Annotated in this window: 17 protein-coding genes and 1 pseudogene; 12 read left to right on the top strand and 6 right to left on the bottom strand. The window is 65.4% G+C overall.

Annotated elements, in window-relative coordinates:
- Together IVB29_RS34860 and IVB29_RS34855 are read right to left on the bottom strand one after the other, a co-directional pair.
- Nucleotides 1-1,265, bottom strand: a 1,265-nt coding sequence (locus tag IVB29_RS34860; protein ID WP_247507951.1) for a tetratricopeptide repeat protein, incomplete at its 3' end; no start/stop codon positions are given.
- A gap of 61 nt (nt 1,266-1,326) precedes the next feature.
- Entirely contained in the window at nt 1,327-2,163 is an 837-nt protein-coding gene (locus IVB29_RS34855) for a helix-turn-helix transcriptional regulator (RefSeq protein WP_247507950.1), read from the bottom strand.
- A 103-nt stretch (nt 2,164-2,266) separates the two neighbouring features.
- On the opposite strand from IVB29_RS34855, the gene IVB29_RS34850 reads away from it, so the two are divergent.
- Nucleotides 2,267-3,151, top strand: coding sequence for an SDR family oxidoreductase (locus tag IVB29_RS34850; protein ID WP_247507949.1), 885 nt, complete (start codon nt 2,267-2,269; stop codon nt 3,149-3,151).
- Nucleotides 3,152-3,184: 33 nt separating this feature from the next.
- Here IVB29_RS34850 and IVB29_RS34845 read toward each other — a convergent pair whose 3' ends face one another.
- The 3 genes from IVB29_RS34845 to IVB29_RS34835 form a co-directional block, all read right to left on the bottom strand.
- On the bottom strand, nt 3,185-4,519 hold the full coding sequence (locus IVB29_RS34845) for a dicarboxylate/amino acid:cation symporter (RefSeq protein ID WP_247507948.1): 1,335 nt from the start codon (nt 4,517-4,519) through the stop codon (nt 3,185-3,187).
- A gap of 83 nt (nt 4,520-4,602) precedes the next feature.
- Entirely contained in the window at nt 4,603-5,160 is a 558-nt protein-coding gene (locus IVB29_RS34840; protein ID WP_247508150.1) for a biotin transporter BioY, read from the bottom strand.
- Nucleotides 5,161-5,247: 87 nt separating this feature from the next.
- Nucleotides 5,248-6,435: an aminotransferase class I/II-fold pyridoxal phosphate-dependent enzyme gene (locus IVB29_RS34835; protein WP_247507947.1), complete on the bottom strand. Its 1,188-nt coding sequence runs from the start codon at nt 6,433-6,435 to the stop codon at nt 5,248-5,250.
- Between the two features lie 205 nt (nt 6,436-6,640).
- Here IVB29_RS34835 and IVB29_RS34830 point away from each other — a divergent pair, with 205 nt between their 5' ends.
- The 10 genes from IVB29_RS34830 to aat all read left to right on the top strand — a co-directional run bounded on the left by IVB29_RS34830 (nt 6,641) and on the right by aat (nt 16,613).
- Complete coding sequence (locus tag IVB29_RS34830; protein WP_247507946.1) at nt 6,641-8,044, top strand: M48 family metalloprotease; 1,404 nt, start codon at nt 6,641-6,643, stop codon at nt 8,042-8,044.
- A gap of 158 nt (nt 8,045-8,202) precedes the next feature.
- Nucleotides 8,203-8,970, top strand: a complete 768-nt coding sequence (locus IVB29_RS34825; RefSeq protein ID WP_247507945.1) for a DsbA family protein — start codon at nt 8,203-8,205, stop codon at nt 8,968-8,970.
- Between the two features lie 241 nt (nt 8,971-9,211).
- A complete protein-coding gene (locus IVB29_RS34820; RefSeq protein WP_247507944.1) occupies nt 9,212-10,090 on the top strand; it encodes a DUF1236 domain-containing protein in 879 nt (292 codons plus the stop codon).
- A gap of 226 nt (nt 10,091-10,316) precedes the next feature.
- Nucleotides 10,317-10,784 carry a type II 3-dehydroquinate dehydratase gene (aroQ, locus tag IVB29_RS34815; protein ID WP_247507943.1) on the top strand — a complete coding sequence of 156 codons (468 nt, stop codon included), beginning with the start codon at nt 10,317-10,319 and terminating at the stop codon, nt 10,782-10,784.
- 37 nt (nt 10,785-10,821) lie between these two features.
- Nucleotides 10,822-11,307 (top strand): acetyl-CoA carboxylase biotin carboxyl carrier protein, encoded by a 486-nt coding sequence (gene accB, locus IVB29_RS34810; protein WP_247507942.1) that lies wholly within the window; start codon nt 10,822-10,824, stop codon nt 11,305-11,307.
- A gap of 60 nt (nt 11,308-11,367) precedes the next feature.
- A complete protein-coding gene (gene accC, locus IVB29_RS34805; protein ID WP_247507941.1) occupies nt 11,368-12,726 on the top strand; it encodes an acetyl-CoA carboxylase biotin carboxylase subunit in 1,359 nt (452 codons plus the stop codon).
- A 102-nt stretch (nt 12,727-12,828) separates the two neighbouring features.
- Nucleotides 12,829-14,346 carry a CHASE3 domain-containing protein gene (locus tag IVB29_RS34800; protein WP_247507940.1) on the top strand — a complete coding sequence of 506 codons (1,518 nt, stop codon included), beginning with the start codon at nt 12,829-12,831 and terminating at the stop codon, nt 14,344-14,346.
- Nucleotides 14,343-14,783, top strand: coding sequence for a response regulator (locus tag IVB29_RS34795; RefSeq protein ID WP_247507939.1), 441 nt, complete (start codon nt 14,343-14,345; stop codon nt 14,781-14,783). The genes IVB29_RS34800 and IVB29_RS34795 overlap by 4 nt, the downstream gene beginning before the upstream one ends.
- Nucleotides 14,780-15,883, top strand: a complete 1,104-nt coding sequence (locus IVB29_RS34790) for a histidine kinase dimerization/phosphoacceptor domain -containing protein (protein WP_247507938.1) — start codon at nt 14,780-14,782, stop codon at nt 15,881-15,883. Before IVB29_RS34795 ends, IVB29_RS34790 begins: the two co-directional genes overlap by 4 nt.
- Nucleotides 15,884-15,932: 49 nt before the next feature.
- Nucleotides 15,933-16,613, top strand: a complete 681-nt coding sequence (gene aat / locus IVB29_RS34785) for a leucyl/phenylalanyl-tRNA--protein transferase (protein ID WP_247507937.1) — start codon at nt 15,933-15,935, stop codon at nt 16,611-16,613.
- A 13-nt stretch (nt 16,614-16,626) separates the two neighbouring features.
- On the opposite strand, the pseudogene IVB29_RS38510 reads toward aat, so the two are convergent.
- Nucleotides 16,627-17,669, bottom strand: a pseudogene (locus tag IVB29_RS38510) (DUF2155 domain-containing protein).
- A 219-nt stretch (nt 17,670-17,888) separates the two neighbouring features.
- On the opposite strand from IVB29_RS38510, the gene IVB29_RS34770 reads away from it, so the two are divergent.
- The gene (locus IVB29_RS34770; protein ID WP_247507936.1) at nt 17,889-18,836 is read left to right on the top strand and encodes an alpha/beta hydrolase; all 948 of its coding nucleotides are present in this window, start codon (nt 17,889-17,891) and stop codon (nt 18,834-18,836) included.
- Nucleotides 18,837-18,849: the final 13 nt, after the last annotated feature.

The following is an 18,849-nucleotide window of genomic DNA, read 5'->3' as shown; positions in this document are numbered from 1 at the left end:
GGCTCGGTAAAGACCGGATCGCCATCCGACAACATCTTGCAATGTCGACGCCACCGATACGCTTCGAACCCGCCGGCGAAGTCGCCATTCATCAGCAGGAAATGAGCGTGATTGTAATGTGCGATCGGCCGCTCCGGATCAAGTGCGATGGCTTGGTGCGAGATCGCGAGCGCCTCGTCGATCTCGCCGGCGTTACGCAACGCAACCGCGAGATTGGCGTACGCTTTGGCGTAAGAGACATCAGCGGCAATGGCCCGCCGGTGTGAGGCCACCGCGTCGTCGATGCGCTCCAGCTTCTCGAACACGACGCCGAGATTGGTGTGGGCCGGCGCGTGATCGGGCTTCAACGACAGCGCGCGCTCCCAGGCAGCGATTGCCTCATCGAGCGCACCGAGTTCGCAAAGGCAGCCACCGAGATTGGTCAAGATCATATGGTCGGCCGGATCCAGCGCCAATGTCCGCCTGTAGACTTCGGCAGCCTCGCGCAGCTCACCGACCTCTTGCAAGACCAGGCCGAGAACCCGCAGCGCCGCGAGATCATCCGACACCAGCGCGATGACGCGGCGGTACTGAACGATCGCGTCCTCGAGCAGCCCCTGTCGATAGAGTGCAGCGCCAAGGTTGGACAGCAGCCCCGGATCGTCAGGATCGGCGTCGAGGCCGCACCGATAGACCGCCACGGCCTCGGCATGCCGGGACTGATCGGTCAGGATATTGCCGAGATTGAGCCAGACGCCGCGATAAGTCGGCACCCGCGCGATCACCGCGCGATAGGCCGTTTCGGCCTCGGCGAGCCGCCCCTGCTCCGCGAGCACGACGGCGAGATTGAAGCAGGCGCGCGTCAGATGCGTATCGAGCGCGAGCGCCCGCCGGTAGGCAGCTTCCGCCTCGTCGAAGCGAGTAAGCTCGCCGAGCGCCACACCGAGCTTGTTGTGCAGGCCGGCGTCGTCCGGCCGCCGGACCAGCGCGCGCGTGAAGGCCGCCACGGCACCCTCCTGCTCGCCCTTCACCGCAAGCGCATCGCCGAGCGTGACGAGCGCCGGCGCGTGCTCGGGATCGATGTTGAAGACGCGGCCGAGCAGCGCGGCGCCGTCAGCCGCGCGGTCGGTGACGAAGGCGGCGACGGCCGCCAGATGCAGTGCCGGGACGTGATCCGGATCGGCCTTCAAAACTTCGGCGCAGAGCGCATCCGCCTGCTCCGGACGCCCCGCCGCAAAGTGCTCCGCCGCCCGCACCACAATCGGATTCACAGCCGCATTGCCCACGATACCCCCCACCCCTTCGAGATCCGAGATGCGGGTTAAACGCGCCAGGTCGCAAATTCCGTCAGTCGGCGCGCTCGCCGAGCAGCGTCCTGATGCGGTCGGCATCATCAGGCGTCGCCGGGTTGTAGACGATCATGCTGAGATCGGGCCGGCCCTCGACGTTGAAGCTCGAATATTCGAACGACATGGTGCCGTGCACGGGATGCTTCAGCCGCTTGGTGCCGTCGCCATGATGGCGCACGTCATTGTCGCGCCAGAGTGCCGCGAATTCCGGGCTGGTGCGGCAGAGCTCGTCGACGAAATCGGCGACATGCGACACCGCGCCGGCGCGCGCGGCATCCGCCCGGAACGCGGCGACCACGAAGCGCGCCACGCTATCCCAATCGTATTGCGCGGCGCGCACGCGCGGATTGCAGAAGATGAAGCGGAGGATGTTGCGCTGTCCGGGCGGGATCGCGCTGTAGTCCGTCAGCACCACGCTCGCAGCGCGGTTCCAGGCAACGACGTCCCAGGTCGCGGTTCGCACCAGCGCCGGGCTGAATGCGAGCGCGTCGAGCACGCGCTGGAGCCGCGGCGAGACGCCTTCGCTTGCCTGGTAACGCACTTCGGGCGGACGGCCGAGGCCGATCAGGAACAGATGCTCGCGCTCGACATCGGTCAGCATCAGCGCGCGGGCGATGCGGTCGAGCACATCGGGCGACGGCGCCCCACCGCGGCCCTGCTCCAGCCACGTGTACCAGGTCGGACTGATATTGGCGCGCTGGGCCACCTCCTCCCGGCGTAGGCCGGGCGTGCGCCTGCGGCTGCCGCCGAGGCCGAACGCGGCCGCATCGAGCCGGGTTCGACGGTCCTTCAGATAGGCCCCGAGCAGGTTCTCGCTGGTGACGGTCTCGCTCATCCTGTTAGTTATTATACCTTGATAATGTCACTACTTTACCCGGATAATCCTAGCGCAGATGCTCGTCTCCGCCAATCCCTCGACCGCTTCCTGGAGATACCTCATGCGTGTTTTCGTCACCGGCGCCACCGGCTTCGTCGGTTCCGCCGTGGTTCGGGACCTGATCGCCGCCGGCCACCATGTCACTGGTCTTGCCCGTAACGATGCCGGCGGGGCCGCCCTCACCGCGATGGGCGCCGAAGTCCATCGCGGTTCGCTGGAGGACCATGCGTCCTTGCGCAGCGGTGCGGCCGCATCCGACGGCGTTCTGCACCTCGGCTTCAACCACGACTTCTCGAAATTTCTCGACAATTGCGAGCTCGACCGCCGCGCGATCCTGGCGCTCGGCGAGGAGCTCGCAGGCTCCGACCGCCCCCTCATCGTCACCTCCGGCGTCGCGCTGCTGGCGCCCGGCCGGCTCGCGACCGAGGACGACGAGGCGGCGCATCGCTTTCCGCGCGTGTCGGAATCGACCGCCCTGTCGTTGATCGAACGCGGCGTCCGCGCCGCCGTAGTCCGGCTTCCGCCATCCACGCACGGCGAAGGCGACCACGGCTTCGTCCCGATCCTGATCAATCTCGCGCGCGAGAAAGGCGTGGCGGCCTATATCGGTGACGGCATGAACCGCTGGCCGGCCGCGCACCGTGTCGACGCCGCGCGCGTCTATCGTCTCGCGCTGGAGCAAGGCGCCACGGCGAAGCACTATCACGCGATCGCCGAGGAAGGCGTGCCGTTCAAGATCATCGCGGAGGTGATCGGAAAACGGCTCGGCGTACCCGTCGTCTCGAAATCGCAAGACGAAGCGCCCGCGCATTTCGGCTGGTTCGCACAGTTCGCAGGCGTCGACGTCCCGACCTCGAGTGCGAAGACGCGCGCCCTGCTCGGCTGGGAGCCCAAAGAAAAAGGGCTGATCGAGAATCTCGACCAGCCCTATTACTTCAAGGTCTGACGGGGCTCAGCCCCGCCGGATACAGCTTGCAGATCAGTCCGTCGTGACGGCCGTTTCCATGTCCGTCGGATCGATCTGCCTGGCAAGGGCGGCATTGAGCTTGTCGCGATCGAGCTCGCCCTCCCACCAGGCGACGATCACGCAGGCGACGCCGTTGCCGCACAGATTGGTCAGCGCGCGGCACTCGCTCATGAACTTGTCGATGCCGAGCACGATCGCCATGCCCGGCACGAGGCGCGGATCGACCACGGCCAGCGTCGCCGCCAAGGTGATGAAGCCCGCTCCGGTGATGCCGGAGGCGCCCTTCGAGGTCAGCATCGCCACGACCAGGATGGTGAGCTGCTGGCCGAAGGTGAGGTCGAAACCGAGCGCCTGCGCGATGAACAGGGTCGCCAGCGTCATGTAGATGTTGGTGCCGTCGAGATTGAACGAATAGCCCGTGGGCACCACGAGGCCGACCACCGATTTGGAGCAGCCGAGACGTTCGAGCTTCTCCATCAGGGACGGCAGCGCGCTTTCCGACGACGAGGTGCCGAGCACGATCAGCAGTTCGTCCTTGATGTAGGCCAGGAACTTGAAGATCGAGAATCCGGCGAAGCGCGCGATGGTGCCGAGCACCACGAAGACGAACAACGCGGCGGTCAGATAGAACGTCGCAATCAGGCCCATCAAATTGAGGATTGCGCCGGTCCCGAACTTGCCGATGGTGAAAGCCATCGCACCGAACGCGCCGATCGGCGCCGCGCGCATCACGATCGAGATGACGCCGAACACCGCGTGCGCGGCGTCGTCGATGAAGCTGCGGATCACGTGGCCGCGCTCGCCGAGCCCCATGATGGCGAAGCCGAACAGCACCGAGAACAGCAGCACCTGCAGGATCTCGCCTTGCGCGAAGGCGCCGACGACCGTGTCGGGAATGATGTGCAGGATGAAGTCGACCGACTTCTGGCCCTCGGCCTGCTTGGCATAATTCGCGACAGCGCTCGCGTTAGCGCCCGCGTTGCCGAAGCCCGCGCCCGGTTTGAGGATGTTGCCGACGAGCAGTCCGATCACCAGCGCGAAGGTCGAGACGATCTCGAAATAGACCAGCGCCTTGACGCCGATACGGCCGACCTTCTTGGCGTCCTGGATATGGGCAATGCCGGAGACCACGGTGCAGAAGATGATCGGCGCGATCACCATCTTGATCAGCTTGATGAAGCCGTCGCCGAGCGCCTTGATCCAGTCGTTGGTGGCAATTTGTGGCCAGAGCCAGCCGACGATGGCGCCGAGCACGATGGCGATCAGCACCTGAATGTAGAGAACCCTGTACCACGGCTTGGCTGCGGCGGGCGCGACCGGCGCCCCCGCCATCGTTGTCGTCGTCATTGTTTCACTCCCCCTCAAACTCAGAGCCAGCCAAGATCAACTTGGCCGGCCCTGTCAATTGGAACTGCTCGTTTTAGCGCGCTTTACCCGCGACGATCGACGATCCGGCGAGCCGCCGGCATCAACGTCGCGCCCAGCGCGTTCTTGACCAGAGATGCCGCAACGAACGGCGCCACGCCGACGGCCCAAGCCTTGGTCGCGCCAAGGCCGATGCCGTAGGCCAGCCAGCCGAAGCCGGCGATGAAAATGACGAGATGGGCAACCGCCATGGCCGCAAACAGCAGCGCGACGTTGCGGTCCCAGCCGCGCTCCGCAAGCCAGCCGGTAATGAAGGCAGCCAGCACGAAGCCGTACAGATAGCCCGCGGTCGGGCCGACCAGCGGTGCAATGCCACCCACGGGGCCGGCGAAGACCGGCAAGCCGATCGCGCCCTCGGCGAGGTAGGCGATCATGGTTGCGCTGCCAAGGCGCCAGCCATAGGCGGCGCCGATCATCAGCACGACCAGCGTCTGCAAGGTCATGGGCACGTAAGGCAGCGGCAGGTTCACCTTGGCCGACAGCGTCATCAGCGCTGTGCCGAGCGCGATCAGCACGACGGCGCGCAAGGCGCCTACGGCTTCGCCGGGGCGAGTCGGCCACATCAAGGCGGCGAGAGGAGAATGCGAGGCGGTAGACGGGACGGAACGGTTGGACAAGTTGCACTCCAGAAGGCTGTCGAAAACTGGCGGCTATTTAAGCCAGTGAGCGATCCGGTCAACCGCCTCCCGCATCTCATCAGCCGAGCGTGCGTAGGACAATCGTATGAACGAGCGGCCATGGATGGGATCGAAATCGAGGCCGGGCGTGGCCGCAACCTGCGCCTGCTCCAGCATCTGCTTGGCAAACTCGAAACTGTCGGAGGTGAAATCCGAGACGTCGGCATAGAGATAGAAAGCGCCGTCGGCCGGCAGAAACCTGCTGAGGCCGGCTTTCGGCAATCCCTCGATCAGGATGCGCCGGTTTTCCTGGTAGCCGTGCTTGATCTCCTCCATCTCGGCCGCGCCGTCGAAGGCGGCCTCAGCCGCGATCTGTGACAGCGACGGCACCGAGATCGAGAGGTTCTGCTGGAGCCGCTCGATCGGCCGCACCAGGATCTCGGGCACCACCATCCAGCCGACGCGCCAGCCGGTCATGCAAAAATACTTCGAGAACGAGTTGATCACGAGTGCGTGGTCGGAGAGCGAGGCCGCCGTCACCGCCGGGAACGCGTAGTCGAGACCGTGATAGATTTCATCCGAGATGAAGCGGATGCCGGCGTCTTCCGCGGCCGTGATGAGGCCGGCGAGCGCCTCGCGGGACATCATCGTTCCCGTCGGATTGGCGGGACTGCCGACCAGCACGCCCTTCAGCGGCGCCTTGCGATGGGCGGCCAGCAGCGCCTCGCCGGTCAGCGCATGTCGCGTCTCGTTGGTGGTCTCGATCAGCACCGGCTCGCAGCCGAGCGCGGTGAGGATATGACGGTAAGGCGGATAACCCGGCACCGTCACGGCGACGCGGTCGCCGGGCTCGAACATCGACAGGAAGGCCAGGATGAAGCCGCCGGATGATCCGGTCGTCACCACGATCCGCTCAGGGCTGACGTCGCAGCCATAGGCATCGCGATAGTGGCGCGCGATGCGGGCGCGCAGGGAGGGGATGCCGAGCGCGGAGGTATAATCGATCCGCCCCGCCTCAAGCGCCGCATGGGCGGCCGCAATCGCGGTTTTCGGGGCGCCTGCCGCGGGCTGGCCGACCTCCATATGGATGACATGGCCGCCGGCCGCCTCGATTCGGGCCGCCGCGGCCATGACGTCCATCACCATGAACGGGGGAACATCGCTGCGGCGGGAGGGCTCGAGCCACCGCCCCAACCGGTTCCTCAATGTCGCATCGTGCATCGATTTCTGCTATTTCGCTGGCGAACCGGGCCGTCCGGTCCGGGAAACGGGGCGCTTGCGCCCCAGACTGGCCGCATTGTACGGCTCATAAGGGGTACGGCTTACAAGGGCATATCGCGTATCCGGTCCGCCGCCAATCGCCAAAACCAATCACGAAACTGCTTCCAAGCCCGTCTAACCACGCCCGTTTGACCAAGACCGTTTGATGTTGCTCCAGATCGCATTGCGCAAGAAGGCCTCCGCCCTCACCGCCGTCGTCACGGCCGCGGCGATTGCGCTGTTGCCGTTGCCGGCCGTGCATGCCCAGGGCAAGGGCCCGCCGGTCCTGCGCGACACCGAGACCGAGCAGCTGTTGCGCGAATACACCCGCCCGATCCTGCGCGCCGCCGGTCTGGAAAAGCAGAACATCCAGATGGTGATCGTCAACGAGGGCTCGTTCAACGCGTTCGTCGCGGACGGCCGCCGCATCTTCGTCAATTACGGCGCGATCCTCCAGTCGGAGACGCCGAACCAGATCATCGGCGTGCTCGCGCACGAGACCGGGCATCTGGCCGGCGGCCATCTGTCCAAGCTGCGCGAACAACTCGCCAACGCCCAGACCCAGATGATCATCGCCATGTTGCTCGGTGCCGGCGCGATTGCCGTCGGCAGCACCCGCGGCAGCAGCAGCGCAGGCAACAACGGGCTCGCCAATGCCGGCGCTGCGGCCATTGCCGGTCCGCAGGAGATGATCCGCCGGACGCTGCTGTCCTATCAGCGCCAGCAGGAGGAAAACGCCGACCGCGCCGGCGTGAAATTCCTGACCGCGACCCAGCAATCGCCGAAGGGCATGTACGAGACCTTCAAGCGCTTCACCAGCGAGAGCCTGTTCGCGGCCCGCGGCGCCGATCCTTATCTGCAGTCGCACCCGATGCCCGCCGAGCGCGTCGCCTCGCTCCAGGAGTTCGCCAGCGCCAGCCCCTATTGGGACAAGAAGGACGATCCTGCGCTCCAGCTCCGTCACGACATGGTGCGCGCCAAGATTTCCGCGTTCATGGAGCGCCCCGAGACGGTGTATCGCCGCTATCCGCAAACCAACGACAGTCTGCCGGCGCGCTATGCCCGCGCCATCAGCACCTATCTGCACGGCGATTTGCGCAGCGCGCTCGCCCAGATCGACGCGCTGATTCAGGTCCAGCCCCACAATGCGTATTTTTACGAGGTCCGCGGCCAGGCCCTGCTCGAGGGCGGCAAGCCGGCGGAGGCAATCCCGGCCCTGCGCAAGGCTGTCGCACTTTCGAACAATGCGCCCCTCATCGAGATGTTACTTGGGCAGGCTCTGGTTGGGTCCGATAATAAGACCTACACGGACGATGCCGTCCGGATTCTCCGGGCCGCGGTGGCACGGGAACCCGAGGCCGCGCTCGGCTACATGCAGCTCGCGATGGCCTATGGCCGGAAGGGCGACTATGCCGAGGCTGATCTGGCGTCGGCGCAGGCCGCTTATCTGCGCGGCGACAACAAGACCGCCCGCGAGCTTGCCACGCGCGCGAAAACCCGTTTCGCCGTCGGCACACCCGGATGGGTCAAGGCCGACGACATCGTAGCGTCAAAAGCGCCGCGCGACTGACGCGACCAAGACTAACGCCACCAAGACTAACGCCGCCAAGGTTAACGCCGCCAAGACGAACTCAACCGAGACGACGCCTGACACCACGACGTCACGACACCGGGCTTAAGTCCGCCGGGACGTTTTTTGAAACCTGCTTTGGATAAGAGGATTTGCCTATGCCTTCGCTGCGCCTGCTTGCTCCCGCGCTGTTTGCGCTCGCCATGTTCGGCGCAGCCGCGCCCGCGTCGGCCGACAGCTTCTCCGATGCCCAGCGCACCGACATCGAGGCGATCGTCAAGAACTACCTCATCAGCCATCCCGAGGTGCTCGAGGAGGCCATGGCCGAGCTCAGCAAGCGCCAGGCCACGGCCGAAACGCAGAAGCACGAGGCCAGCATCGCGCAGAATTCCGACGCGATCTTCAACTCGCCGCGCCAGGTCGTGCTCGGCAACAAGGACGGCGACGTCACCTTCGTCGAGTTCTTCGATTACAATTGCGGTTACTGCAAGCGCGCCATGGACGACATGCTCGGCCTCATGAAGGCTGATCCGAAGCTGAAGGTCGTGCTGAAGGAGTTTCCGGTGCTGAGCCAGGGCTCGGTGGAAGCAGCGCAGGTCGCGGTTGCCGTGCGCATGCAGGATCCCTCCGGCAAGAAGTACCTCGACTTCCACCAGAAGCTGCTCGGTGGCCGTGGCGCCGCCGACAAGGCGCGCGCGATGCAAGCGGCCAAGGAGGCCGGCCTCGACACCGCCAAGATCGAGAAGGACATCGCCAGCCCCGAGGTGCGCGCCACCATCGAGGAGAACTTCAAGCTCGCGGAGGCGATGGGCATGAACGGCACGCCGAGCTACGTGATCGGCAAGCAGATCGTGATCGGCGCCGTCGGCCTCGATGGCCTCAAGGAAAAGATCGGCGTTGCCCGCTGCGGCAAGGCGACTTGCTAAAGAGGCGACTTGCTAAAAGAGGCGACTTGCTGATCGCAAGTCTCACAACTCGCTGATGCGAAAAGGCCGGCTTAAAAGCCGGCCTTTTTGCTGCGTCAAACCTAGGCGCGAATCCGGCACGCCCGTTCATCTCGCGTTTAAGAAACAAATACCCCGAAACCCCCAATGTTCCGGAACAACTCAAATCTCCTTTCGTTGTCGGCGCGGGCAATGACGCAAATGATCACGTGAGGAGAATTCCATGTCTAACCGCTTTATGATTTCGGTTGCTGCACTTGCGCTCGTCGCAAGCAGCGGTCTTGCGAACGCACAGGGCACCACGGGCCGCGACAGCGGTGGCGGCGCCGGTGGTGCGCAGATGCAGCACTCGCAGCCCTCCGGCGGCGCCGCGGACCGCGGCGGGTCGATGGGCCGGGAATCCTCGGGCGCCGAGAAGGGCACCGTGGGCCAGGCCGGCGGCTCCAGCAGCATGAAGTCCGGCACGTCTGCCGAGGACAAGTCGTCCGGTGCGAGCAAGGATGAGCACTCGGGCCGCGAGATGAACAAGAACGCGGCTGAAGACAAGGCCGGCGCCACCAAGGGCCAGCGCACCGACGAACGCGCGCAGGGCCAGATGGACAAGTCTCAGCAGGACAAGTCCAAGAGCATGAGCCAGGACACCAGCAAGTCCGGCGCCAAGGACAAGGACATGAAGGCTGAGGGCACCAAGAGCGGCGCCAGCAGCACCAACAATGCCGAGAACCAGAAGGGCACTGAGACGCGTACCAACCAGAACGCTCAGGGCCAGACCGGCACCAGCACCAACCAGAAGGCGCAGGGTGAAAGCCGGACCAACACGACGGTCGGCCAGGCCGGCGCCGGCGCCAAGCTGTCGACCGAGCAGCGGACCCAGATCACGTCGGTGATCCGCGAGGAGCGCGTGGCTCCCGTGAACAACGTGAACTTCTCGATCTCGGTCGGCACACGCGTTCCGCGCGAAGGCATCGAGCTTCACGCGCTGCCGTCCCGTGTCGCCACCATTTATCCGGAATGGCGGAGCTACAGGTACGTCCTGGTGCACCAGCAGATCGTGATCGTTGACCCCAATACCTACGAGATCGTCGCCGTACTCGACGTGTAAGGCGGATCGCGGTTAACGTCTGGGGGCGGGCAGCAATGCCCGCCCCTTTGCGTTCGGCCGGCAGCCATGGTTCGGACTGGTTAACAAGCAATTTCCGTAGCTTCCGCACAGGTTTTTGCACCCCGGATGAGGTACTTGAAGGCCCCCGGGAGGCCCTTCAAGGCTTCCCCTAGGACGCTTTGTTACCTATAACCCCCGCCACGCCGAAACACCTGCCGGGATAGGAATGGCCGAACCAGCAACCGACACGATCCTCGTTCTCAACGGGCCGAACCTCAACATGCTGGGGACGCGCGAGCCCGAAAAGTACGGCCATGCCACGCTGGCCGACGTCGAGGCGCTGTGCCGGGAGACCGCGGCGAGCTTTGGCCTCAAGGCCGATTGCCGCCAGTCCAACCGCGAGGGCGAGCTGATCGACTTCATCCACGAGGCGCATGCGCGCAGGATGAAGGGCATCATCATCAATGCCGGCGGCTATTCGCATACCTCGATCGCCCTGCACGACGCGCTGCTCGCGGTGCAGATCCCGACCGTCGAAGTGCACGTGACCAACATCCACGCCCGCGAGAGTTTCCGTCACCATTCCTACACCGCGCGCGCGGCCTTTGCCTCGCTCTGCGGCTTCGGCATCGAGGGCTACCGCCTCGCCATCCAGGGCCTTGCCGTCAAGCTCGGCATCAAGCCCAAAGCCTGACGCTCCCTCTTCACACAGAACATTCGGATCAAACAACATGGCGCGCCAGCCAGACGACAAAGCAGCCGCAAAGTTTTCCAGCGAGGATTCCGCGCTCGTCCGCGAGCTCGCCCTTCTGCTTGATGAGACCAGCCTCACCGAGATCGAGATCGAACGCGCCGGCCTGCGCCTGCGCGTCGCCCGCAACATCAGCGTCGCCGCGACCATGCCGATGGCGCATGCGGCCCATTTGCCGGTCGCTATTGCCGCCGCCGCACCAGTGGCAGCCGCTCCGGACTTGTCGAAGCATCCGGGCGCCGTGACCTCGCCGATGGTCGGCACCGCCTATTGGTCACCGGAGCCCGGCGCCAAGCCGTTCATCGAGGTCGGCAGCAAGGTCTCGGTCGGCCAGACGCTGCTGATCATCGAAGCCATGAAGACCATGAACCAGATCCCCTCGCCGCGATCAGGCACGGTGACGCAGATCCTGGTCGAGGACGGCCAGCCGGTCGAGTTCGGCGAACCGCTCGTCATCATTGAGTAACGGCTGAAGGCGGCCAGCCCGCCCTCGCCGCTTTTCGCGCGCCAGTCCCCAAAGGACACCATGTTCGACAAGATCCTCATAGCCAATCGCGGCGAGATCGCCCTTCGCATCCTGCGCGCCTGCAAGGAGCTCGGGATTGCGACCGTCGCCGTGCACTCCACCGCCGACGCCGACGCCATGCATGTGCGTCTGTCCGACGAGAGCGTCTGCATCGGGCCGCCGCCGTCCAAGGACAGCTATCTCAACGTGCCCGCGCTGCTCGCGGCCTGCGAGATCACCGGTGCGGACGCCGTGCATCCCGGCTACGGCTTCCTTTCCGAGAACGCGCGCTTCGCCGAAATCCTCGGCGAGCACAATCTGCATTTCATCGGCCCCAAGGCCGAGCATATCCGCCTGATGGGCGACAAGATCGAGGCCAAGAAGACCGCCAAGCGGCTCGGCATTCCGGTGGTGCCCGGCTCCGACGGCGGGGTCGGTCCTGATGACGACGCGATGGCGATCGCCAGGGAGATCGGCTTTCCCGTGTTGGTGAAAGCCGCTGCCGGCGGTGGCGGCCGCGGCATGAAAGTGGCGCAGAGCGAGGCGGACCTTCAGATGGCGTTGTCGACGGCCGCCAACGAAGCCAAATCGGCCTTCGGCGATGCGTCCGTCTACCTTGAAAAATATCTCCAGAAGCCGCGCCACATCGAGATCCAGATTCTCGGCGACGGCCGCGGCGGCGCGATCCATCTCGGCGAGCGCGATTGCTCGCTGCAACGCCGCCACCAGAAGGTCTGGGAAGAAGGTCCCTCGCCCATCCTCTCGGCCGCTGCACGTGCCAAGATCGGCGAGACCTGCGCCAAGGCGATGCGCGAGATGAAATATCTCGGTGTCGGCACCATCGAATTCCTGTTCGAGGACGGCGAGTTCTACTTCATCGAGATGAACACCCGCATCCAGGTCGAGCATCCCGTCACCGAGAGCATCACCGACATCGATCTCGTGCTGGAGCAGATCCGCATCGCCGCCGGCGGCGAATTGCCAGCCAAGCAGAGCGATGTGCAGATCATCGGCCACGCCATCGAGTGCCGCATCAACGCCGAGAACCCGCAGACCTTCCGCCCCTCGCCCGGCCGCATCACGCAATACCACCCGCCCGGCGGGCTTGGCGTGCGCATCGATTCCGCAGTCTATCAGGGCTACACCATCCCGCCCTATTACGACTCACTGGTCGGCAAGCTGATCGTGCACGGCAAGACCCGCGCCGAATGCCTGATGCGGCTGCGCCGCGCGCTGGACGAGATGGTGGTCGAGGGCATCGAGACAACGCTGCCGCTGTTCCGCGACCTCGTGCGCGAGCCCTCCATCATCGACGGCGACTACCACATCCACTGGCTGGAACAGTACCTCGCCGGCAAGACGGAACCGGCCGCGAAATAATCGCCTTGTCCATGGAACCCATTGGTCCCAATCGCGTTCGGGATGGTGGGGTCGGTTCCAAGGGGGCGTTTTGACTTCCCAACGTGACGAGGCGAGACCGTCGTGACGGCCGAAGGGCAGCGACGGCGCGCATTTTGGCAAATCCTGCTGTTCTCAGTGGGCCTTCTGGTGCTGACCGCAATCAGCGCCGGTTCCGTCTACCTCGTCAACAAAGCGAGGGAAGACAACAAATGGGTGGTTCACACCATCGAGGCGGAGAACCAGATCAATGCCCTGCTACTCGAAGTCCGACGTGCGGAAAGCAGCGCCCGCGGCTTTCTCCTGACGCAGGGATCGGATTTCCAGTCGGACCATGAGAAGGCCGTCGCATCGATCATTCCGGCGCTGGACAAGCTCACGCGCCAGATCGGCGACAATCCAGCACAGCGCGAGAGCATTGAGAAGCTGAGCGCGGCGATCGAGCTCCGGCTCGACCAGTTCTCGCGCGAGATGAATTTCGTCAAGCAGGGTCAACCCGGCAATGCCACGGCGCTCGTCCGCGAGGCCGCGGCCGGCAACACCACGACCACGATCAGCAACCTGACCAACGCGATGATCCGCGAGGAGGAACGGTTGTTCCGGATTCGCACCGCCAACTCAGACCGCAGCCAGACATTCGCCGCGTCGTTGACCGGCATCGGCTCCGGCCTGGTCGTGCTGCTGGCGGTGATCTCGGTCTGGCTGGTACGTCGTTCCGCCCTGGCCCGCGACGAGGCCGAGGCGCGCCTGCGCGACGCCAATGTGAACCTCGAGGCCACCGTCGACGAGCGCACCGCCGACCTGCGCGAAGCCAACGACGAGATCCAGCGCTTTGCCTATATCGTCAGCCACGATCTGCGCTCGCCACTGGTCAACATCATGGGTTTCACCAGCGAACTGGAAGAGCTCGGCGGTGACATCTTCCGCCGCATTGGCGGGCTCACTCATGAAGCAGCTGGCGCCCCTCCGCTCGCGGCCGGCGAGATCGCGCTCGAAGGCCCCGACCAGCAGCTGTCGGTGGATTTTGCCGAAGCGCTCGGCTTCATCAAATCCTCGATCGCCAAGATGGACCGCCTGATCTCGGCGATCCTCAACCTCACCCGCGAGGGCCGGCGCGAGTTCCAGCCGGAGAAGATCGACACGCGCGCATTTGTCGAGACCATCGTGTCGACGCTGGCGCATCAGGCGGCCGAAGCGCAGGCTGAGATTCACATCGAACCGCTGCCGGATATTGTCAGCGACCGCCTTGCACTGGAGCAGATCTTCTCCAATTTGATCGACAACGGGATTAAATATCTCAAGAACGGTGTTCCCGGTGCGATCAGAATTCGCGGGCGCACCAAGCTCGGCTACGCTATCTTCGAGATCAGCGACAACGGCCGCGGCATCGACCCCCGGGATCATCAGCGGATCTTCGACTTGTTCCGCCGTGCGGGAACCCAGGACAAGCCCGGTCAGGGCATAGGTCTGGCCCATGTGCGTGCACTTGTGCGCCGCCTCGGCGGCACGATGTCGGTATCGTCGGAACTGAACACGGGCAGCACCTTCACGATCACGCTGCCCATCAATTGGAACGCCAGCAACCGGAACGCCGACAAATGACATTGCCCGTCAGCATCATCATGATCGAGGACGACGAGGGACATGCGCGGCTGATCGAGCGCAACATCCGCAGGTCCGGCGTCAACAACGAGATCATCTCCTTCAAGAACGGCACGGCCGCGATGAAGCATCTGTTCGGCGCCGACGGAAGCGGCCTCGTGCAGAAGGGCAATGCGCTCTTGATCCTGCTCGATCTCAACCTGCCCGACATGACCGGGATCGACATCCTGAAGCAGATCAAGGAGAACAAATATCTGAAGGCCTCGCCCGTGGTGGTGCTGACCACCACTGACGATTCCCAGGAAATCAAGCGCTGCTACGAGCTCGGCTGCAACGTCTACATCACCAAGCCCGTCAATTACGAGAATTTCGCCAACGCCATCCGGCAGCTCGGGCTGTTCTTCTCCGTCATCCAGGTCCCGCCCGCCGCCTCATGACCCAGGACACGCCAACACTGCTCTACATCGACGACGACGCAGCGCTCGCGCGCCTGGTCGATCGCGGCCTGACGCGGCGCGGCTACAAGGTCATTCATGCCGCAAGCGGCGAGGAAGGCCTGGAGCGCATCCGTCGCGCCGACGTGGACGGCTGCATCGACGTCGTCGCGCTCGACCAGTACATGCCGGGCCTCGACGGGCTGGAGACGCTCGAGCAGATCATGGCGATCCCGGACGCGCCCCCGGTGGTCTTCGTCACCGCGTCGCAGGATTCCACCATCGCGGTCACCGCGCTGAAGGCGGGCGCGGCCGATTATCTCGTCAAGGACGTCAAGGGCGACTTCATCCCCCTGCTCCACGTCGCTGCCGACGGCGCGCTGCGCCAGGCCGAATTGCAGAAGGCGCGCGAGGAGGCCGAAGCCGAGATCCACGCCTCGCGCGACCGCTACGCGGCGCTTGCCGCCGAGCGGGAGCTCTTGCTGCGCGAGGTCAATCACCGCGTCGGCAATTCGCTCCAGATCATCGCCTCGCTGCTGCATCTTCAGGCGAGTTCCGCAGGGCAGGACGAGGTCAAGGCTGCGCTGACCAATGCGATGGGCCGCGTTGCCGCGGTCGCGCAGGTGCACCGCCGCCTCTACACCTCGCAGGACCTGAAGAGCGTCGTCCTCAATCAATATCTGGACTCGCTGCTCGAGGATCTCAGGCGCTCCGCCGAAGGCAACCGGATGTCGCGCCTGACGGTGAAGGCGGAAGCCATCGAGATCGATCCGGACCGTGCCGTCGCCGTCGGTATCATCGTCAACGAGCTGGTGATGAACGCGGTGAAATACGCCTATCCCGACGGCGCCGGCCCGATCCATGTCGAGCTGACCTCGCAGGGCGACGATCTCTTGCTGTCGATCACCGATGACGGCGTCGGCGACAAGGTCAAGGCCGATCCGCGCTCCACCGGCATGGGCCAGCGCATCGTCGCGGCCATGGCCATCAAGCTGGATGCCACCGTCGAGCGCGACCCCGCCCACACCGGGACCCGCATCATCCTGAGGTTCCGCCGCGTGCCCACGGCGCCCGGCAAGACCAGCAGCGCCGCCGCAAGCTGACCCGCGCGACCCATTCGCAACGCCGCCGCGATCCTGCTATTGTTGCGTCATGACTTCGCGCGACTCCGCCTCGTCTGAAATCACGCCCGCCGTGCTGCTGCGCGCCTATGCCTGCGGGATCTTTCCGATGGCCGAGAGCGCCGACGATCCGACCCTGTTCTGGGTCGAGCCGGAGCTGCGCGGCGTCATCCCGCTCGAGGGATTTCGCGTTGCCTCGCGGCTTGCGCGCACCGTCCGTTCGGACGTCTTCCGCGTCACCGTCAACACCGCGTTCAAGGCAACGATCGCCGGCTGCGCCGCGCCGCAGGAAGGGCGCGAGGACACCTGGATCAACAAGCGCATCCGTGACCTCTATGGCGGCCTCTACGAGCTCGGCCATTGCCACAGCGTCGAAGCCTGGCAGGGCGACGACCTCGTCGGCGGGCTCTACGGCGTGAGCCTGGGCCGCGCCTTCTTCGGCGAGAGCATGTTTCACACCGCCCGCGATGCCTCGAAGGTCGCGCTGGTGCATCTGGTCGCGCGGCTGATTCACGGCGGCTTCGAGCTGCTCGACACGCAATATGTCACCGAACATCTGAAGAGCTTCGGTGCGGTCGAGATTTCGCGGCGGCGCTACACCGCGCTGCTCGACAAGGCACTCGCCGGCGATCCCGGCGACTTCCTGAGGCTCTCGCCCGGCGAGGCGATCCCGGGCGCACGCGCGCTCGAGATCATCGCCTCACGGCAATAGAATCCGATCAGGACTAGCGGCCGAAGCCGGGGAAACCGAACAGACCCCGTTGCTCCTGTGGGGGTGGGGGTGGCGGCGCCTGTTGCTGCTGGATCGGCGGCAAGGGCTGCGGCGGACGCTGCTGCACGGCCTGTTTGGGCGCGGCCTTCTTCTGCGCGGGCGGCGGCGGTGGCGTGGCCGGCTTGCTCGCGGGATCGGGTGCCGCGGTCGCAATGGTCTGCTGCGGCTCTTTGCAGTCGGTGAGCCAGATGTCGTAGATCGGATGCTCGACACCGTGCAGGCCGGGGCTTGCCGCGTACATCCAGCCCGAGAAGATGCGCTTCACCTCGCCCTGCAAGGTGATCTCGTCGACCTCGACGAAGGCGTCGGTGTTGGTGGCTTCCGTCGCCGGCCGCGTGTAGCAGGCGTCGGTCTTGACCCTGAGCGCACCGAACTGGACGGTCTCGCCGATCTCCTCGTCGAAATTGATGATGCGCCCGGTGATCTTATCCAGGCCCGAGAAGGTCGCCTTCTTGTTCACGATCTTCTGGGCCGGCGGCTCGGTCACGACCTCGTCGCCCGGCTGGAGGCTCGCCGGCGTCTGCGGCACGGGACCGCCCTTCTGCTGGGGCTGGCGCTGACCGGGCGCACCCGGCTGCTGCGCGCCTGGAGCATTGGGCGGCGCGACCGCCACGGCGGGCGGCTGGTTTGGCGGGGCGGCGGCAGAGCCCGGCGGCGGCGCCAGAGGCTGGCTCTCGACCGGTCCGGGCATCACGTTGCCCTGCCGACCCTGCGGCGGCGGCATCGGGCGCGACGGCAGCACGCGGCCCTGCGGCGGCAGCGCGGGGACCTCCTCGTCGTCTTCATCGGGGATCTGCGGCTGCGGCTGCTGGCCACGTGGAATGTTGCCGGGCGGCCGCAGCGGCGGCGGATCGGAGAAGATCGTGCCGATCTGCGCCTGCGCAGGCGTCGCAACCGTCAGCACGGTGGCGGCCAGCAGTGCCGCAAGGCCTGTCAGGGTAAAGGTTTTGAACATATCTCGCGCGGCTTCAACAGCGAATCGGACTTGCTGGACATTCTACAGGGGATACCGCCGCTCGCAGGCCATCCGGTTAACACGTGGAATACGGCGGGGAAAGGGCGGCATCCCAGCCCTGCCCGCCGCCGGCGTGACAGACCGGCGCCCGAATGGGATAGTTGGCAGCCTCCCCCCGGGGCCGCAGCGGGTACCGCCCCGAAAATGCCTTCCAACGATAACCAGAACTCCAAAATCGGCAACCTCAAGGGTCCTTTCCCATGCCCGTTGTGCTCGATCCCGATGCCGCCGCCGTCTACAAGGCTTTTCAGGAGGCCGGCCGTCCCGCCTACGAGACGCTGACGGCACCGGAAGCCCGCGCCTATTACGCGCAGGCCCGCTTTGCCACCAATCCCGAGCCGCCAGAGCTTGCCCGCGTCGCGCCGCTCTCAATCCCGGCGCCGCACGGGACGGTCCCGGCCCGCATCTACGTGCCGAACGACCCGCGCCGGCACGACGGCCTGTCGCCGGCGCTGGTGTTCTTCCATGGCGGCGGCTGGGTGATCGGCGATCTCGACTCCCACGACGTCGTCTGCCGCCAGCTCACGGTCGAGGGTGCGCTGATCGTGATCTCGGTCGACTATCGCCTCGCGCCCGAGCACAAGTTTCCCGCCGCCGCCGATGACGCGATTGCAGCGACCAAATGGATCGCCGCGAACGCCCGCGAGCTCGGCATCGACGCGTCACGTCTCTCGATCGGTGGCGACAGTGCCGGCGGCAATCTCGCGGCGGTCACAGCCCTCGCCGCCCGCGACGGCAACGGCCCCGCGATCGCGGGCCAGCTGCTGATCTACCCCGCGACCGATTTCGCCATGAAGCACGGCTCGCACAGCGAACCCGAGACCAGCGTGCTGCTGACGCATTCGGTGATCCGCTGGTTTCGCGACCACTACCTCAACAGCGCCGCCGATATCCACGACTGGCGCGCCTCGCCGGCGCGCGCGAAAAACCTGGCCGGCCTGCCGCCGGCTTACGTGCTCACCGCCGGCGCCGATCCTCTGCGTGACGAAGGCGACGAATATGCCGCGCGGCTCAAGCAGGCCGGCGTGCCCGTCACTTACAAGCACTATCCCGGCCAATTCCACGGCTTCTTCACCATGGGCAAGCTGTTGCAGCAGGCCAATGTCGCGGTGAGCGAGATCGGTGCGTGGTTGAAGGGATTGGACTGACCGACGCCGTTCC

It is taken from the genome of Bradyrhizobium sp. 1 (genome assembly GCF_023073315.1).
Lineage (GTDB): Bacteria > Pseudomonadota > Alphaproteobacteria > Rhizobiales > Xanthobacteraceae > Bradyrhizobium.
The sequence above is the reverse complement of the archived record's forward strand: the minus strand, read 5'-3'. Positions and strand labels throughout refer to the sequence as shown.